Here is an 18,015-nt window from a genome sequence, read left to right on the forward strand (position 1 = left end):
TTGGTCAAAATTCAAAGAGATTACGTCAAAAAATGATGTTTTATCAATTGATAGTTTAATATATGTTAGTATACCTGTAGGAGAAAGATGACACTTTGATTGAGTCCCACAACATTTTATGGGACGGAGAGGGGTGGTTATGGTGAAACTAAAGGTATGGTTGGGAATTTTAGTGGGTGTAGGGGTCCTGGGCGCAGGAGGAACTGCGGCCAGATCCGACGCCGACTACGACCAGGCGTTGAAAACCGCCCCTCAAGGAATTGCCCTCGAAAATGTTTTTACGCCGGGAACGGCGCCCAATAATCAGGCTCAAGTGGTCGATGTGACCAATCCCAATGTTAAAGGGACCCAGGCTGCACGGGTGAGTAATGGTAAGCGGCAGTACGGGGCCCTTTGGTCAACAAATGAAAACGTTTTCGATTTAACCCAGGATCATTCGGCTTCAATGTGGATGTACTTTGGCAATACTGGGAAGAAGGCGGCTGACGGCATGGCCCTGGTTTTCCAAAACGACGACAATGGCTTAGCGGCTTCGCCAAAATTTGGCAAGACCATTTCCGGCGAAACGTTAGGTGTCTGGGGTGTAGATAATAATCGCAAGAACACGGATCCGGGAGCTCTGGCCGCTTTGGCCATTCAAAACAGTTGGGCGTTGGAGTTCGACACACATTTAAATAATTCCACTAGTTATGGAAATTCCGGCGATGCGGATTCGTTCGATGTTTCGATTAAGGGGCCACACATTGCTAGTAATTATCCAGGTGCACCGGAAACCTATGAAATGGTGCGAACAGTGACCTACATTCCTATTTATGGGGTGGGCTATTATGCGACGCAGGCCCATGCAGGCTTGATTAGTGGCGACTACACAATGCTGGCCAATGGGGCCTGGCACCATTTGAGCCTGAACTGGTCGGCTAAGGCACAGGAAATGACCTATACCTTTGATGATAAGGACCCCTTGACGGGTGAGGAAAAGACGGGAACCACGCAGACCGTGCCCCTGGATTTAGCTAAAATTGACCCGAAGGGCACGAATAAGGTTCGTTGGGGGTTCACCGGTGCCACGGGTGAGAGCTATGAAAACAATCTGGTGCTCTTTGAAGAAGTTCCTGGCTTAGTGGATGCCACCGCGAAGACTAAGGTGACCGACACAACCACTGGAAAGACCGTTGGGGAAGGTGAATCCTTCATGGGCACCCACAACGTTCAGGTCGATTATCAATTAGACTATTTTAAGGGTAAGCAGGCCTGGAAGAAGGTTGAGGCGCAAATTCAGCTCCCCGACCACATCGATTACCAGTCCGCCAAAATCACGTACAGTGATGGGACTACGGCAGATGTTAGTCTGGCGGATCTGAGCGATAACCAGGTTCGTTACACGCTGACGGAGGATTTGTCGGACACCAATAAATCGGCCGTGATTTCCTTCACCGGTAAAGCAGAAGACGTGAAGGGGACGACCCCGCTCGATTCGACGGTGAGCACCTTCGCCGCGGTTAACGGTGTCGTAACGACATCGACCCCGTCAATGGTGTTGAACCCGACGCTAGACCTGTATGCACTTTCCCTATCCGGCGCGGGTACTGAAGCCGAGGCTGGTGAGGATGTTAGTATGCGGGGGTTAGTGGTTATTCCCGAAGGCCTGGGTCTGGGAAACTCCGACATGACGGTTAAGCCGAAGATCAACGGCGAAAATTTACCGGATTTCCAGATTCCGGAAGGTGAGGGTGACGACAGCGGAGTCTTCACGGTGACGGTACCCGCTGCCAAGCTTAAATCGGGGCGTAACAAGCTGACCTTTGTCGTTGGAGACCCATTTGGCAACCTTTCAAATGAGGTGACCTATACTATCGATGTTAACCGGCAACTATTATTGCAGACCGGTGATGGGACGGGGGCCTTTGCCGACACGATGCTGACTGGAACGAAGCAGAAAGTGCGGCGGCTAACCGGCTGGCAGGTCGAGGTTTTAGACACTCGTGAGGCCGGGGCTAAATGGAGCCTGCAGGTCACCGGGACAGACTTTAAACGGTCTGATGGAACCAAACTAGCTGGAAATTTATTCTACTTCGATCGGGGCGATCAGACGCCGATTACGGATGTGGCGACGACCGTGGGTACGGGAACCGCCACCGATGACGATGATCTAACCGATGTCGCCGGTGATTGGGACGATGATCAAGGATTGATGTTGGAACTCAATAGTGCTGCCGTTCATGGTGACTATGAAGCCCAATTAACTTGGACATTGAATGATGTGCCATCCTAGACTAGGGCATGAACGATGAAGATAACCGACTCGCGGACACGGGTGAGTGACTAGGGCACCGCTATCTCAAGCGATCAAAAAAAGCCGACCAATTGGTCGGCTTTTTCGTTTGACGCCGGTGGTTAATCGACAGCGTCGAGTTTTGCAGCCTTGGCTTGGGCAGCTTGGGCCACAATGTTTAAGTAGTTGAATGGCCGGTCGAAGTTAGGTTGGAAGAGCATATCAACCATGGCCAGATCATCAATCGTGTTTTCATTTTGGATGCAGACGGACAGGGTGTTTGCCGATTGCGAAACATCGTATTGACTCATCAGCGCACCACCCAAGATCCGACGAGTGCTAGGGTCAAAGACTAAGGACATCAAGACCGGAGTGGTCGAAGGCATGAACTCTGGACGGTAATTGTCCTTAACGATGACTTGTTCTGCTTTGATACCTTGATCCTCGGCTGCGGCTAAGGTTAGTCCGGTTGAAACAATGGTCTTGCCATATAGGGCCAAACCAGAGGTTGACTGGGTTCCCATGTACTTCACCGTTGGCTTAACGAGGTTTTGGCCGACCAAGATCCCTTGGCGAACCGCATTAGTTGCTAGCGGAATGTAGGCGTTCTTATGAGTTGGATTGTAGTGAACGGCGGCACTATCACCGGCAGCGAAGATGTCGGCGTTGGATGACCGCATGTAATCATCCGTGATGATGGCACCATTAGGGGCCATGTCGACCTTACCCTTCAGGAGATCGGTGTTTGGCCGGAAGCCGATGCACAGGATGGCCAGATCGGTGTCGTAGCTCCCCTTATCGGTGGTGATCTTTAACCGATCGCCGTCATGGTCAAAGCTCTTGACGGTTTCACCCAAGGCTAACTGAACATTGTTGTCCCGGTAGTCTGCTTCAATGGCGTCAGTGAATTCTTTGTCAAAGTATTTTGGCATGACACGGTCCATGGCATCAATTAACGTGACGTCATGGCCAGTGGTCGAGTAAGCTTCTGCCAGTTCTGCGCCAATGTAGCCGGCACCAATGACGGTAATGTGCTTAGCGGATTTGGCGTCTTCAATCAAGGCCTGTGCGTGAGCCCAGTTCTTGCAAAGTTTAACCTTATCGTTGTCAATCCCCGGAATCTTGGGAACGATTGGCCATGAACCGGAGGTCATAACTAACTTGTCGTAACTATCGGTGGTTTTTTCGTGACTATTTAAGTCTTCTACGGTCACCGTCTTGGCATCTGGGTCGATGACTAAGACGTTGTGATTCATTTGAACATTAGCGCCTAAGCCCTTAAGTTCTTCTGGGCTTGAGTAGAATAAGCCTTGAGGGTCTGCGACCTTGCCGCCAAGGTACAGGGCAATCCCACAGGATAAGAATGAAATGACATCGTTACGTTCGTAGACGGTGACTTCAGCGTCCGGATGTTCTGCTAAGATCTGCTTGATGGCAAAGGTCCCTGCATGTGTACAACCTACAACTGTGACTTTCATAATATGTTGCCTCCCAAAACAAGATTTTGATATTGAAACATTTTTCACAAGCTAATCCAGATGAAAGCCGTTTCAATTGAATACAACTCTATTTTAAGCAATTCGGGATTAATGTCAACACTTTCTTAAATGTGTAACCATTTAGCGGACGATAGGCGAAAAAGCCGAAGCTAGTCGTGGCCGCACAAAAGGGGTACACTATGGCATGTAGGAAATTAATAAGGAGTGGTCATTAAATGAAAGTTGCAAAACATTTATCTGCCTGTACGACCGTATTAGTCGGCAAACAAGCAACGGTTGACGGATCAACCTTGATTGCCAGAAACGACGACACGTTCTTGCCTTTAACTCCTCAACGGTTCGTTATGCATCCCGCTGAGCATGATCAGCCCGATCGGACTTGGGTGTCCAACCAAAATGGGTTTACGGCGCCAATTCCGCATGATGGGTATCGTTATCAAGCGACGCCCAATGTGGAAGTTGATAAGGAAGGGGTCTATGCCGAAAGCGGGTTTAACGACCACAATGTCGCTATGAGTGCCACCGAAAGCGTCTATGGGAATCCCGCGGCCTTAGCCTGTGACCCGTTGGTTGCCAATGGGTTGGCCGAAGACTCACTGCAAACGTTTGTCTTGCCTTACATCACTTCTGCACGTGACGGGGTGCGCTACCTGGGCAACCTGATTAAGCAGTATGGTTCACCCGAAGGTAACGGGGTCTTATTCTCCGACAACGATGAAGTTTGGTATATGGAAATTGTCACTGGACACCACTGGGTTGCGCAACGCATTCCGGATGATGCCTATGCCATTGCGGCTAACCAAGTTGCCATTCAACAGGTGACTTTTGATGATCCCGATAACTTCATGTTCTCTGAGGGAATTGCGGACTTTGTTAAGGAAAACCATTTGAATCCGGACCAAAATGGCTGGAACTTCCGACACATCTTTGGGACCAGTAATGAAAAAGACCGGCACTATAACACGCCACGGGTCTGGTTCGGGCAACGGGTCTTGAATCCCGAGATCGAACAAGATCCTCAATCCAGTGACCTGCCGTTTATTTGCCGGACGAGCCATAAGATTAGTGTAGAAGATGTTGAATACATTTTGAGTTCCCATTACAACGAAACGCCCTATGATCCGTTTGGTCAGGGGAGTGAAGCCGACCGGAAGAAGTTCCGGCCAATCTCCATGAACCGGACACAAAACTCACACGTTTTGCAAATCCGCAACGATGTGCCAGCGGCTAGTTCCGCTATTATGTGGCTATGCTTCGGAGTGCCCGCATTCTCACCATACGTGCCATTCTTCGCTAACGCGACGGATACGGACCCGTCGTATAGCGACACCCCGGTTCATCTGGACGACCAGAGTGCCTACTGGATGTACCGCAAGCTGTCAATGGTGGTGGAGTCTCATTACCGTAACTTTATCGAACGAGATACCGACTACATCACGGCCGCTAAGGAAAGGTTTCGGGCGCATGTCGCCGCTACGCAAGCCCATGCTAAGACGTTGTCCGGGGATGATTTAACCGCCTACCTAACGGCGCAGAACTACGCCATTGTCAAAGCGATGAAGGCCGATACCACCAAGTTTACTAATGACTTAATCGAAGAGGGCCTGAACCTGTCGAAGTTAACCTTTAACATGGATAAGAACCTTTAGTTACAGATTAAAAAATCCAGCGACCATTTTATAATGGTTGCTGGATTTTTTTAGGAATCGGATTTATTTAAATAGTTTCTGTGGGTAACAGATGGGTGTATCGGGCATTGATGTAAGTGTTGGGACCAATCTGATACCAGACAAGTTGCTGGTCATCGATGATGCGGCCGCGGATTTCAAGCGTTGCGCCGTTTTCAATTTCACCGTTGGACTCGCCATAAGGTTCCTCGAAAACGGTGACTGCCTGGTGCGGAACGTAATCGACAACCCCTAACCGGTCGAAGGGCTGTGGGGTCCAGGTGTGATGGGGGAGCTCTGGTTGAACTGGGCCATCCCGACGTTCGACGTCGGTCATGGGAATCCATTGGTCACCACCAAGGTTGAGCCATTCGTCGTGATTGTGTAGGGTGATGATGACGAAGACCCGCCAAATTGAGGTTGCGGGGAATTGGTAGTTGTAGGGATTACCTGCCGGAGCATCGTAGACCACGTGGTCCGTCAGTAACTCCATAAATTGATGAACCCGTTGAACCGTGTCCCAGTCATCTCGCCGGTAGAAGTAAGTCATCTGGTTGGGATGCCGGGAGAAGTGGCCCTTATGATCCCCATGTGCTTGAAAGATTCGGTAGTTTGGAAACTCTGGTGGTATCGAAGCATAAGGGGCACCGAGGATCCCACGGCGGAAATCGGGCAGCTTGAGTAGTTGGCCATTATCGTAATCGAGGTAATAGGTCAGCAGTGGTTGCCCTTGTTCCTTGGTATAAATTAGGGTCATCAGACCATACTCCGATAAGAACGTTTGGGTAAAGCCCTGAATGTCGGTGAGAATGTAACCATCGATCACCGGCAGTTCACCGTGGACAGGACCGAATTGATACCCCGTTAAAATGAGCGCCGGTTGTAATGGTCGGTCGCGTTGATCGACGATTCGAACGACCAGAGTCGCCGTTGGACCCAATTGAACGGGATCTGGTGCCGGGACAACTGGTTTCGGACTCGGTTTTACCGCCGGAGTTGATACTGATGGGACTGAATGAGGGAGAGGGTGGGATTCTGTTGGGGCGGGCCGGCGTGCCAAATGCTGCGGTCGGTGGCTCACGGGGGTATTCCGTGGGGCAATTATTTGCCGCAACCAATTAAAGAATGCCATAACCTTTCACCTCCTAAGATCGTCTATTGTTTTTAGTATACCGCAATCCGCGGTAGCAAGGCAATCTTGCTGAAAGCGATTTAGATTTTCAATACCAACGTGAGCATGGGACTAAAGGTGGTTAGCTGGCGGATATTGACGTTGATAACCAGGGATCTGGGCTTTGGCCGGTTGGGACATCAAGTTTAACTGGAACTGGCGATTGTTAGGGGGTATTTGTGACCATATGAGCGGGGATAACAAAAGGACCTAGGGGTTGTTTACCCTAGGTCCTTCGTGAATAGCTTAGTTTTCGTCTGTGTCTTCCACTGGCTTCGACCCATCATTGTCGGCGGCAATGACAATCTTGCCATCCTCAATCCTGGCAACGAGGTTCTTGGTATCGGTATGATCCAGATAGTAGTCGGCAATTCGATCTTCGATTTCTTCTTGAATAACTCGCCGTAGTGGCCGTGCCCCCATAGCAGGGTTGTAGCCCTTCGTAACCAGTTGTTCTTCGACGGGTTCCGTGACATGAATGTGAATACCTTGCCCCGCCAACATGGTATTGACATCGTCAATCATCAAGTCAACGATGTGCATCAGGTTATCCTTGGACAGGGAGTTGAATTCCACGATATCATCGAACCGGTTTAGGAATTCAGGCTTGAAGTAGTTGGTTAAGTTACCAAGTACCGAGTGTGTCGTTCCTTCGGCCGCAGCACCGAACCCAACGTTGGCTTCGGCGTCGCCGGTCCCAGCGTTACTGGTCATAATGATCAGTGTGTCCTTGAAGGAAACGGTCCGACCTTGAGAATCGGTTAGGCGACCATCGTCAAGAATTTGTAAGAACATATTCATCACGTCGGGGTGGGCTTTTTCGATTTCATCGAGCAGAATTAACGTGTAAGGGTGTCGCCGAACTTGTTCGGTCAGTTGGCCAGCTTCTTCATAGCCCACATAGCCAGGCGGTGATCCAATCAGCTTAGAAATTGAATGTGGTTCCATGTACTCGGACATGTCGAAGCGGACCATGGCGTCGGTAGAACCGAAGAGTTCATTGGCTAGCCGCTTAGCAAGTTCCGTCTTCCCAACCCCAGTAGGGCCAACGAAGAGGAAGGAGCCAATTGGCCGACCGGTACCGTTCAGGCCGATTCGGTTACGCCGGATGGCCCGAGCCACTTTATCAACCGCTTCATTTTGGCCGATGACATGTTTTTCAAGGTCGCCAGCCAAACTGTTGAGTTGATGTTGTTCTTTGGCTTGTAATTCACCAACTGGAATATCGGTCTTTTCTTCCACAATGTCTTGCATGTCCTTGACCGTTACTTCAGCGGAGTTGGTGGCGTCTGCATTCTTAGCAGATTCCTTGGACTTTTCCAATTTCGTGACTTGGTCGCGGTAGTAGGCAGCCTTTTCGTAGTCTTCTTGTTTCAGGGCTGCTTGCTTTTGATCCTCAGCGTTCTTGATCTTTTCGTCGATGGCCTTGGGGTCGGCGACGTTAATGGTCAAGTTCTTCCGTGACCCGGCTTCGTCGAGTAAATCGATGGCCTTGTCGGGTAAGAAACGGTCCTGGATGTAGCGATCGGATAGCCGAACAGCAGCCTCAATCGCATCGTCAGCGTAATGAACATGGTGGTAATCCTCATATTTCTTTTGGATACCTTTTAAAATCTTAATGGCTTCATCGGCACTAGGTTCATCCACCGTGACGGGTTGGAACCGACGGGCTAACGCTTGGTCCTTTTCAATATCTCTGTATTCATTTAAAGTCGTGGCCCCAATTAATTGGAAGTCACCCCGAGCGAGCGCCGGCTTCAAAACGTTGCCAGCATCCATGCCGCCTTCAGCGTTACCCGCACCCATGATTTCATGGATTTCATCGATGAAGAGGATGATGTCCGGATTGCTTTGGACCTCTTTCATCAATTGTTGCATCCGCTGTTCAAATTGACCCCGGATACCGGTGCCTTGAACCAGCGAAACGACATCCAAACGGATGATTTGTTTGTTTTCAAGTTTTTGCGGAACGTTACCTTCAACGATACGTTCTGCCAATCCTTCAACCACGGCCGTCTTGCCGACCCCGGCTTCACCAATCAGAACGGGATTGTTCTTGGTCCGACGGTTAAGGATTTCAATGACTTGGGCGGTTTCCTTGTCCCGGCCAATGACTGGGTCAATCTTACCGTCCTTAGCCAGCTGCGTCAGGTTTAACCCGTATTGGTTCAACAGGCCGTTGTTACCAGAGCCCTGGTTGCCTGCAGGCTGAGTAGGCTGGTTGTTTTGTGCGGCTGCTTGCCGATAATCGTTAGGCGTTCCCTGGCCACCTTGCATGGCCCGGAAGATATCGTCCAGGTTACCGAAGCCGAATGGATCTTGTGCCATACGGCCACCTCCATTTCCAGAATCGTTTGATTGTTGCTGCTTCAGCAGCTGATAGCAATTTTGGCACAGGTCAACTTGTTGCCGCTGCCCATTAACACTCATATATAGGTGAATAGTGGCTTCATTGCGGTGGCAATTTTGACATAACATCTTGTCGTCTCCTTTCGTGCCGGAAAATTTTTCGTAGTGACCCACGATTGTCGAGAAAAGGTTTGACCTTTCCTGACCATTGATTACATTATAGCGCGGTCTGCCAGGGTTGCAAGTATTTAGCTTTCCCCAATAAAGCCGGGCGCCACGTGGGTTTTACTCACGAACGCCCTTATTTTAGCACTCTCATCTATAGAATGCTAAACAGACTCCCTCGAAACGATAAAATTTTTGACCGTTGGTGATTTTCACCGTAGAATGAGGTAGTGATAAAAAAGGATGTGGCGATTTGGCAAAGGACTTTACGGCCCTCATGACTCAATTGAAGGAGAAACAATTATCAACGTTTGAAGTTACGCCGGAGGAGTTTCCAGACTTCCAAAAAGCTTTCATGGCTTTCGATACCCGTAAACGGGTGATTGGTCAGGCTGAAAAGGGTGGTAAGCTCATTTATCACTATGATTATGAAGCCGGTAACAGTGACCAATAAGTTTTTTTGATGTAAGCGTTTCACAATGCGCTTGTAATTTAGAGGTGAGATTGATATTCTTAATGAGTAGGCGTAATACTCGGAATGGTTGTTTGGCCAATGCGCAAGGTCAGGGAGTATCACGACCAGATAGAATTCAACCTAAGCTTAAAGGAGATCGATCAATTATGGAAAAACGCGAATTTCATGTTACAGCAGAAACGGGTATTCATGCACGTCCAGCAACGCTGTTAGTTCAGGCTGCCAGCAAGTTCAGTTCAGAAGTTAGCTTGCAGTACCAAGACAAGTCCGTTAACTTAAAGTCCATCATGGGGGTTATGTCATTAGGTGTTGGTCAAAACGCCGAAATCACAATCACGACTGATGGTGAGGACGAAGCGGACGCAATGAACGCTGTTGCCGAAACGCTGAAAAAAGAGGGTTTGTCTGACTAATGACTGTGAATCTCAAGGGAATTGCCGCGAGTGATGGCTTGGTTTGTGGTCGGGCCTACCGATTAGTCGAACCGGACCTGAGCTTCGAACGGCGGCAGGTGTCAAATCTTGATAACGAATTGAAACGATTCCATCAGGCCCTTGAGGCAGCAGTCTCCGATGTTGAGACGATCAAAATGCGTGCAACTAAAAGCCTGGGTACTGATGGTGCCCAGGTTTTTAGTACCCACATAACGATGCTTCAGGATCCCGATCTTATTGCCGCGGTGGAGCGGACAATTCGGGAGGATGGCGTTAACGCCGAGTCCGCTTGGGCAAATGCCGTGGCTGATTTTGAGGAAACACTGGAAAAGATGACGGATAATCCCTATATGCAAGAACGGGTCACGGACCTGCACGACATTAACAAACGGGTGCTAGCCCACCTGTTGCAAGTGGCGTTGCCCGACCTGGCATTGATTGACCAACCGGTGATTGTTGTGACTCACGATTTGATCCCAAGCGACACGGTCTCGGTTAATCCTCAGTTTATCCTGGGGTTCGTAACCGATGTCGGGGGACGGACATCTCACTCGTCAATCTTGGCACGGTCACTGAATATTCCCGCAGTGGTGGGAACACAGACGGCGACTCAGGCGGTAAAGCCGGGGGACCAGTTGGTGATCAATGGGTCCCAGGGGACCGTCATTGTGGACCCAGATTTGGCCACCTGGCAGACCGCTAAGCAGGCCATGGTCGATCGACAGGCTAACCTGGACCACTTGGCGACCTTTAGGAATCATAAGACGACGACCAAGGATGGTCGGGGAGTCACATTGGCGGCGAACATTGGGAATGCAAGTGACCTGCCAAGTGTTTTGCAAAATGGTGCCGAAGCAGTGGGGCTGATGCGGACGGAATTTCTCTATATGAATGGGGATCAATTACCGACGGAGGATGAGCAGTTTGCGGTTTACCGTGAAGTTGTTAAGTCCTTGTCCCCTAAGACGGTGGTCATTCGAACGCTGGATATTGGTGGTGACAAGCCGTTGCCTTACCTACATCAACATCCGGAAGCCAACCCGTTCCTAGGTGAACGGGCCATTCGTCAAAGCTTGGCCCACCAGCAAATCTTCCGTAGCCAATTACGAGCTTTGTTGCGCGCCTCGGCGTATGGCCACCTGCGAATCATGTTTCCGATGATTGCGACGCTCGATGAGTTTCGTCAAGCCAAGGCAATCTACGATGATGAGCGTTCGAAGCTCACCACCAAGCAGGTGCCACTAGGCGACGTGAAGGTTGGTATGATGGTGGAAGTTCCAGCGGCTGCCTTGCTGGCCGATCGCTTTGCTCAGGAGGCTGACTTCATGAGTATTGGCACCAACGACCTCATCGGGTACACACTGGCCGCTGATCGAACGAACCAAGACGTCGCATACCTGTATCAACCCTATCATCCCGCGGTATTGCGGTTGATTAACCAGGTTATTTCTGCGGGTCATGCGGCGGGGATTCCCGTCGCTATGTGTGGTGAGATGGCGGGAGACCCGATTGCCGTTCCGTTACTATTGGGGATGGGCTTAGATGAATTCTCAATGGGGGCGGGCACGATCTTGAAGACGCGGGAGCTGATTGGTCAGTTGACCGCGGACGACCTGGGAGCGCTAGCGGAAACGGCTTTAAACTCGGCTAGCACGAGTCAGGAAGTCGTGACCATGGTGCAGGCCGCCGTTCCAGGCATTGTTTCCTAAATATGAGTGAATAAATGAAACGAAGTGGGAGTCGTTAATGGGTCGTTACTGACCGATTAGCGACTCTTTTATTTTTCCTAGCGATTGACGTTGAGGTTTGCAATCAACTTAGCAAACCCATATAATTGTACTGATTGTATGCTACGAACCGATTTAGTAGTCATAAGAACGTTTAAAAGTAAGGGGGATTGGCGATGAACATTGGTATATTTACGGACACCTATTTCCCTCAAGTGAGTGGGGTCGCAACATCGATTAAAACGTTGCGGGATCAGTTAGAGAAGCAGGGTAACCAGGTCTACATCTTCACTACCACCGATCCACAGGTAGAACGGAATGTTTACGAAAGAAACGTTTTTCGTTTCTCTAGTATTCCGTTCATCTCGTTTACAGAACGCCGAATTGCAGTTAGGGGACTGTTTCAGGCGTACCAAATTGCTAAGGAATTAAATCTGGATGTCGTCCATACGCAAACTGAGTTTTCGATGGGCTGGATTGGTAAGTTTGTGGCGCGGAATCTGGAAATTCCCTGTCTGCACACTTATCACACCATGTATGAGGATTATTTACATTACGTGGCCAACGGCAAGATTTTAAAGCCCGTCCACGTTAAGCAGGGGACGCTGGCCTTTTGTTATCATCTGACGGGAGTTGTGGCTCCGAGTGACCGGGTTTTAACGACCTTAACGGATTATGGGGTTAAGGCGCCGATCCGGGTGATTCCTACCGGGGTTAATCTCCATCAGTATGAACAACCGGATACGGCTGATCTGCGGCGAAATTTGGGCTTTGATGAGGACACGCCAGTCATTCTGTCCCTTAGTCGCTTAGCCTATGAAAAGAATATCTCGGAAAGTATTAATGCGATGCCCAGGATTCTGGAGCAAGTGCCCAACGCCCAGCTATTAATCGTTGGGGATGGTCCCGCCAAGGAAGACTTGGAAGAACAGGTGAAAACGATGGCGCTCAGCGACCATGTCTCGTTCACCGGTGAAGTGGATAATAATGAAGTTTTCCGTTATTACCATATGGCTAACGTCTTTCTATCTTCGTCAGACTCAGAGTCGCAAGGACTGACCTATATTGAGGCCATGGCAGCCGGAACTAAGATTGTTGTCATGACGAGTCCTTATACGGACGAATTATTATCCAGTCGGGCGCTTGGCGTAACCTTTAAGGACCCGGAGACCATGATAAAAAATGTCGTGGACTATCTGCGCCATGGGGATGAAGAACAGGATCCAGATCTCTTGGCCAAAAAGCTTTCAGAGATTTCCGCGGATACCTTTGGGCAACATATTCTGGAGTTTTATCAGGATGCCCAGACTAGCTATGAGCGGACGCATGAAGATACACCAGACTTTAGCAATTAGAGGAGTTATTGGATGTTAAAAATCAATATGTTTTCTGCAGCTGATTCCGTCAAGGGACAGGGTGTTGGTAGCGCCTATAATGAGTTAATGAATTTGTTGCGTACCCGACTGACCAAGGAATTCACGGTTACGGTTAACCAGTACGGTCACGCGGACCTGACACATTATCACACCATTAACTTTTCTTACTACTTGTCGACCTTCCTACCGGGCCGGGGCCGTAAGATCGGATACGTTCACTTTCTACCGGAGACCCTAGAGGGCAGCTTGACTATTCCGCAACCATTTCGGGGGATCTTCTACCGGTATGTGATTGCCTTTTATAAGCGAATGGACCATATCGTGGTGGTCAATCCGACCTTCATTCCGAAGCTGGTGGCCTATGGGATTCCTGAAGAAAAGGTGACCTACATTCCTAACTTTGTAAGTCGCCAAGAATTTTATCCGGTCGATGATGACCGGAAGTTGGCACTGCGTAAGCAGTATCACTATGATGGTCAGAAGTTTACCATTTTAGGGACGGGCCAGATTCAGGAGCGTAAGGGACTATTTGACTTTATCAAGCTAGCCCGCGAGAATCCTAATTTGCAATTCATCTGGGCCGGTGGCTTTTCTTTCGGTCGAATGACGGATGGTTATGCAAAATTAAAGAAGGTGGTGGACGATCCGCCGGCAAACCTAAGCTTTCCGGGGATCGTCGACCGGGATCGACTAGTGGATTACTATAATCTGGCCGACCTATTTTTGTTGCCGTCGTTTAACGAGCTCTTTCCAATGTCGGTCCTGGAGGCCTTTAGCACCGGGACGCCAGTTATGCTGCGTGACTTGGAACTCTACCATGCGATTATCAGTGGGGATTATGCGCCAGCACAGAATTATGCAGAGATGAATGAGCTGCTACAGACCTTGCCGACGGATGAAGCTGCCTTGGCCCATTGGCATGAGCGAAGCCTGCAGGCCGCCAGTCGTTATTCAGAAGAACACCTGACTGATATTTGGCGGGAATTTTATCAGCAGCAAGTAAAAGAGGGGTAACTGAATGTCACGACGAAATAAATGGGTCTTAGCGTTGATGTTACTCTTAGGCATTGGTATTATGATTTTTTCAATGCGTGACATTAAATTCTCGATTTTGGTCGATGACTTTGTTCATATTAACTTCTGGTGGTTCGGGGTAGCCGTGCTGTGCATGCTGGTGTACCTGGCCCTAGAAGGGGTTATCGTCAAAGTCTTCATTTCAGACCGAATTGAAGGTTTTACCTTTAAAGATGCCATCCGAATTCCGATGGTTGAACAATTATTCAATGGGATTACGCCGTTTTCTTCAGGTGGTCAACCGGCGCAACTGATTGCTTTGATGCAAACGGGTGTTGATGCTGGTAAGGCCAGCTCGGTGTTATTAATGAAATTTGTCGTCTACCAATCAATGATCGTGATTAACTTTTTATTTGCGTTGGTGGTTGGATTCCACAGTATTCAAGACAAACTTCACGCCCTGGCGTGGTTGGTGGTCTTTGGGTTTACGATTCATTTGGCCGTCATTATTGGGCTACTCATGGTGATGTTTTGGCATGCTTTTACCAAGAAGATGGTGAAGGTGGTACTGACTCCCATGCGTTGGGTGATGAAAGCCGAACGCTTTAGCCGAATGGAAGACAATATTAATGGGAAGATTGACTCATTTTATGCGGAAAGTGTCCGAATCAGTGGACAATGGAAACTGATGTTACGGGTCTTTGGGATCACCTTTATCCAGCTGATGTTTTATTACTTGATTCCGTACTTTATTATGTTGGCTCTCGGTTATACTACGGCGAACATTGTCATGGTTACCAGTCTACATATTTTAATTGTCATGGTCATTTCACTCTTTCCGATTCCCGGGGGGTCTGGCGGAGCGGAATATAGTTTTGAAATGATCTTCAGGAGTTATATTTCTTCAAATAGTAAATTGGTGCTCGCAATGATTCTTTGGCGGCTATTAACCTACTACTTGGGCATGTTAGCCGGGCTCGTGGCGATGGTCATGCGACCGGATAAGGTGACCGAGAAAGATAATTTACCAAATGACTGAGTTTTTATCGAATAGGTCGTGTCAACCGGACCTAAGTTTGGTAAAATTGATTTGAAGCTAGAAAGGGGATTAACCATGGAAGAATCTCAACTGATTGGTATCATCAATCGTCTGAAGGCGATGCAAGAAGATGCCACCGACGAGCCACAACCCCGTCGATTTGAAAAAGAAGGCGTGGAACAAGCCTTGGTAGTCTTTAACCAAGCAACGCACACCTACACTTTAACTGAACACAATCCGGAAACAACTTTTGAATTCGATAACATTGATTTGGTCGCCATCGAATTATTTGATTTATTGACGGATAACTAACAAAACTATGGGATCCATAGTTTTGTTTTTTTATCGGCTAAAGGTTGAATTTTTTCAAAGGTTATTTTTAAGGAATTGATTCACCGCCAATATCAGCTATACTGTACTAATGTTAATTATTTTCTGGAGGCTGTCTCATGGCGAACTTTATTAAGCGCAAGACAAATTGGTTGAATACCCGAATGGGCTTCTTCCTGTTAGTTGTCGTGTTATTCTGGGTGAAGACTTACATCGCCTATCAAACTGAATTTTCTTTAGGCGCGAAGGGCAGCGTACAACAATTCTTGCTCTTCATTAACCCAATTCCAGCCACCTTGTTGGTCTTTGGAATTGCTTTATACTTTAGGGGCAGACTCGCTTATTGGCTGATGATTATCATCAATGTCTTAGAGTCGACTTGGATTTTTGCCAATATCCTCTATTATCGTGAGTTTTCTGACTTCTTATCATTCGGTATTATGAAAGGGTCTAGCGATGTTGGAAATAATCTGGGGAAGAGTTTGGCCCAAATTACCCATGTCTATGACTTTTTTGTCTATGTCGATATTGTGATTTTGATTGTGTTACTACTGATGCATGTGATTCGGATTGACCCGCGGCCATTTAAGCGCCGCTACGCGTTATCAATCTCTGTGCTGGCATTTGGGTTGATGTTTGCGGAGTTTGGCATGGCCAACGCTGACCGTTCCGGACTGTTGACGCGGACGTTTGATAACAACTACATCGTCAAGTATCTGGGACTCAATGAATATGCTGCATTCAATGCCTACCAAACGCAGAAAGAGAGTGCGACGCGGGCCAGTGCGAATGCGAGTGACATGAAGAGTGTTAAGAAATATCTGAAGCAAAATCAGGTTAGTCCAAATGTGTCGTATTTCGGGAAGGAGAAGGGGAAGAACGTTTTCATTATTCACTTAGAAAGTTTCCAACAGTTCCTGTTGGACTATAAGGTGGATGGTAAAGAAGTTACCCCAACCCTAAACAAGTTCTATCATAGTAAGAATACCCTGTCCTACGACAACTTCTACAACCAGGTTGCTCAGGGGAAGACCTCTGACGCTGAAATGATGCTGGAAAACTCGTTGTTTGGGTTACCGCAAGGATCGGCGATGACCACGTATGGAACGCAGAACACGTTCCAAGCGGCACCGGCGTTGCTAAGTCAGAAGGCCGGCTATACGACGGCGGCTTTCCATGGGGATGTCCCAAGTTTTTGGAATCGGGACAACACCTACAAGTCATGGGGTTATCAATACTTCTTTAGTTCTAGTTACTATACCGAGAAGTCGGGTTACAGCGTTGGCTATGGGCTGAAGGATAAAATCTTCTTTAAGCAATCGGCTAAGTACATTGATCAATTGCCACAACCGTTTTATGCTAAGTTGATTACATTGACCAACCATTATCCATATGAATTGGATAAGAAGAACACCGATTTCCCCGCCACTAAGACGGGGGACAAGACGGTTGACCCGTATGTTCAAACGGCCCATTACCTCGATCAGTCATTTGCCGAGTTCATGACGTATCTTAAGAAGGCGGGACTCTATAAAAACAGTGTTATTGTGGCTTACGGGGATCATTATGGGATTTCGAATAATCACCGTGCCGCCATTGCCCAGTTATTAGGTAAGGACAAAGTGACGAGCTTCGATTTGGCTCAATTCCAGAAGGTACCGTTTATGATTCATGCGGATGGCCTTAAGGGGGGCATCAGTCATACCTATGGTGGGGAGATTGACGTTTTGCCAACGCTGTTGGACTTACTCGGTGTGAAGAATACCGATACCGTGCAGTTTGGTCAGGACCTACTGGCAAAGGATCGGAACCAAACGGTGGCCTTTAGAAACGGGAACTTTGTTTCACCGAAGTATACTAAACTGGGAGGTACGGTCTACGATACGAAGACCGGGAAGGCGTTGACGTTGACCACTAAGCAGAAGAAGGTCGTTGACCAGATGCAAAATCACGTCACAACGGAGCTTTCTCTATCTGACCGGGTGATCTATGGCGATTTGCTACGGTTCTATACGCCTAAGGGCTTTACTAAGGTAGATAAGGGTGACTTTACCTACAAATTGAAGCCGGCTATGGCGAAGTTGGCAGAGGCTCAGGAGAAGGAAAAGACTAGTGTCATGTCTAAGAATGGTAATAAGAACATTGATTACAAGACGGATGCACCGGAGCTGAAATAGCAAAGGTAGGATTTATAAGGCGTCAATTCCTGGATATTCCGGGGGTTGGCGCTTTTTTGATGGATCGCGGCAAGCCTTGTTGTAAGAAATTCAAGTAATTATTCATTTTGTTCTTGACCATTTGGCCAGATATTGGTAAACTATTTTTTGTTGTCAATTCGTGAAAACACGGTCGATAATGAGGCGTCGAAGCCGTACCGATAATTCAATAAAAGGCTTGACGGTCTAATTAATTATTGATATAGTTAGATGTGTTGTTAAGAATATTTATTCACGGACGCAGTAAAACATCAATATTTATTCAAAAAGATGTTTGAAAA

13 protein-coding genes are annotated in these 18,015 nt (G+C 48.2%); 10 read left to right on the top strand and 3 right to left on the bottom strand.

Annotation, left to right across the window (positions count from 1 at the left end; translation table 11 throughout):
- The first annotated feature begins 139 nt into the window (after positions 1-139).
- Entirely contained in the window at positions 140-2,272 is a 2,133-nt protein-coding gene (locus LSE01S_RS02705; protein ID WP_061776086.1) for an L-type lectin family protein, read from the top strand.
- A 122-nt stretch (positions 2,273-2,394) separates the two neighbouring features.
- Here the strand turns inward: LSE01S_RS02705 and LSE01S_RS02710 are convergent, their stop codons facing one another.
- Entirely contained in the window at positions 2,395-3,750 is a 1,356-nt protein-coding gene (locus LSE01S_RS02710) for an FAD-dependent oxidoreductase (protein WP_061776087.1), read from the bottom strand.
- 236 nt (positions 3,751-3,986) lie between these two features.
- On the opposite strand from LSE01S_RS02710, the gene LSE01S_RS02715 reads away from it, so the two are divergent.
- Positions 3,987-5,420 (top strand): C69 family dipeptidase, encoded by a 1,434-nt coding sequence (locus LSE01S_RS02715; protein WP_061776088.1) that lies wholly within the window; start codon positions 3,987-3,989, stop codon positions 5,418-5,420.
- 67 nt (positions 5,421-5,487) lie between these two features.
- Here the strand turns inward: LSE01S_RS02715 and LSE01S_RS02720 are convergent, their stop codons facing one another.
- Together LSE01S_RS02720 and LSE01S_RS02725 are read right to left on the bottom strand one after the other, a co-directional pair.
- Positions 5,488-6,570, bottom strand: a complete 1,083-nt coding sequence (locus tag LSE01S_RS02720) for a MucBP domain-containing protein (protein ID WP_061776089.1) — start codon at positions 6,568-6,570, stop codon at positions 5,488-5,490.
- A gap of 285 nt (positions 6,571-6,855) precedes the next feature.
- On the bottom strand, positions 6,856-9,087 hold the full coding sequence (locus tag LSE01S_RS02725) for an ATP-dependent Clp protease ATP-binding subunit (RefSeq protein ID WP_061776090.1): 2,232 nt from the start codon (positions 9,085-9,087) through the stop codon (positions 6,856-6,858).
- A 289-nt stretch (positions 9,088-9,376) separates the two neighbouring features.
- On the opposite strand from LSE01S_RS02725, the gene ykzS reads away from it, so the two are divergent.
- The 8 genes from ykzS (at position 9,377) to LSE01S_RS02765 (ending at position 17,695) form a co-directional block, all read left to right on the top strand.
- Positions 9,377-9,577: a protein YkzS gene (ykzS, locus tag LSE01S_RS02730; protein WP_061776091.1), complete on the top strand. Its 201-nt coding sequence runs from the start codon at positions 9,377-9,379 to the stop codon at positions 9,575-9,577.
- 167 nt (positions 9,578-9,744) lie between these two features.
- Entirely contained in the window at positions 9,745-10,011 is a 267-nt protein-coding gene (locus tag LSE01S_RS02735; protein WP_061776092.1) for a phosphocarrier protein HPr, read from the top strand.
- On the top strand, positions 10,011-11,741 hold the full coding sequence (gene ptsP, locus LSE01S_RS02740) for a phosphoenolpyruvate--protein phosphotransferase (protein WP_061776093.1): 1,731 nt from the start codon (positions 10,011-10,013) through the stop codon (positions 11,739-11,741). Before LSE01S_RS02735 ends, ptsP begins: the two co-directional genes overlap by 1 nt.
- 194 nt (positions 11,742-11,935) lie before the next feature.
- Positions 11,936-13,114 (top strand): glycosyltransferase family 4 protein, encoded by a 1,179-nt coding sequence (locus LSE01S_RS02745; RefSeq protein WP_061776094.1) that lies wholly within the window; start codon positions 11,936-11,938, stop codon positions 13,112-13,114.
- A 12-nt stretch (positions 13,115-13,126) separates the two neighbouring features.
- Positions 13,127-14,149 carry a glycosyltransferase family 4 protein gene (locus LSE01S_RS02750; protein WP_061776095.1) on the top strand — a complete coding sequence of 341 codons (1,023 nt, stop codon included), beginning with the start codon at positions 13,127-13,129 and terminating at the stop codon, positions 14,147-14,149.
- Between the two features lie 4 nt (positions 14,150-14,153).
- Positions 14,154-15,188 (top strand): lysylphosphatidylglycerol synthase transmembrane domain-containing protein, encoded by a 1,035-nt coding sequence (locus tag LSE01S_RS02755; RefSeq protein ID WP_061776096.1) that lies wholly within the window; start codon positions 14,154-14,156, stop codon positions 15,186-15,188.
- A 75-nt stretch (positions 15,189-15,263) separates the two neighbouring features.
- On the top strand, positions 15,264-15,500 hold the full coding sequence (locus LSE01S_RS02760) for a YkuJ family protein (protein ID WP_011668252.1): 237 nt from the start codon (positions 15,264-15,266) through the stop codon (positions 15,498-15,500).
- 137 nt (positions 15,501-15,637) lie between these two features.
- On the top strand, positions 15,638-17,695 hold the full coding sequence (locus LSE01S_RS02765; RefSeq protein WP_061776097.1) for an LTA synthase family protein: 2,058 nt from the start codon (positions 15,638-15,640) through the stop codon (positions 17,693-17,695).
- Positions 17,696-18,015: the final 320 nt, after the last annotated feature.

The sequence above is a fragment of the Levilactobacillus senmaizukei DSM 21775 = NBRC 103853 genome, assembly GCF_001592085.1.
Taxonomy (GTDB): Bacteria; Bacillota; Bacilli; order Lactobacillales; family Lactobacillaceae; genus Levilactobacillus; species Levilactobacillus senmaizukei.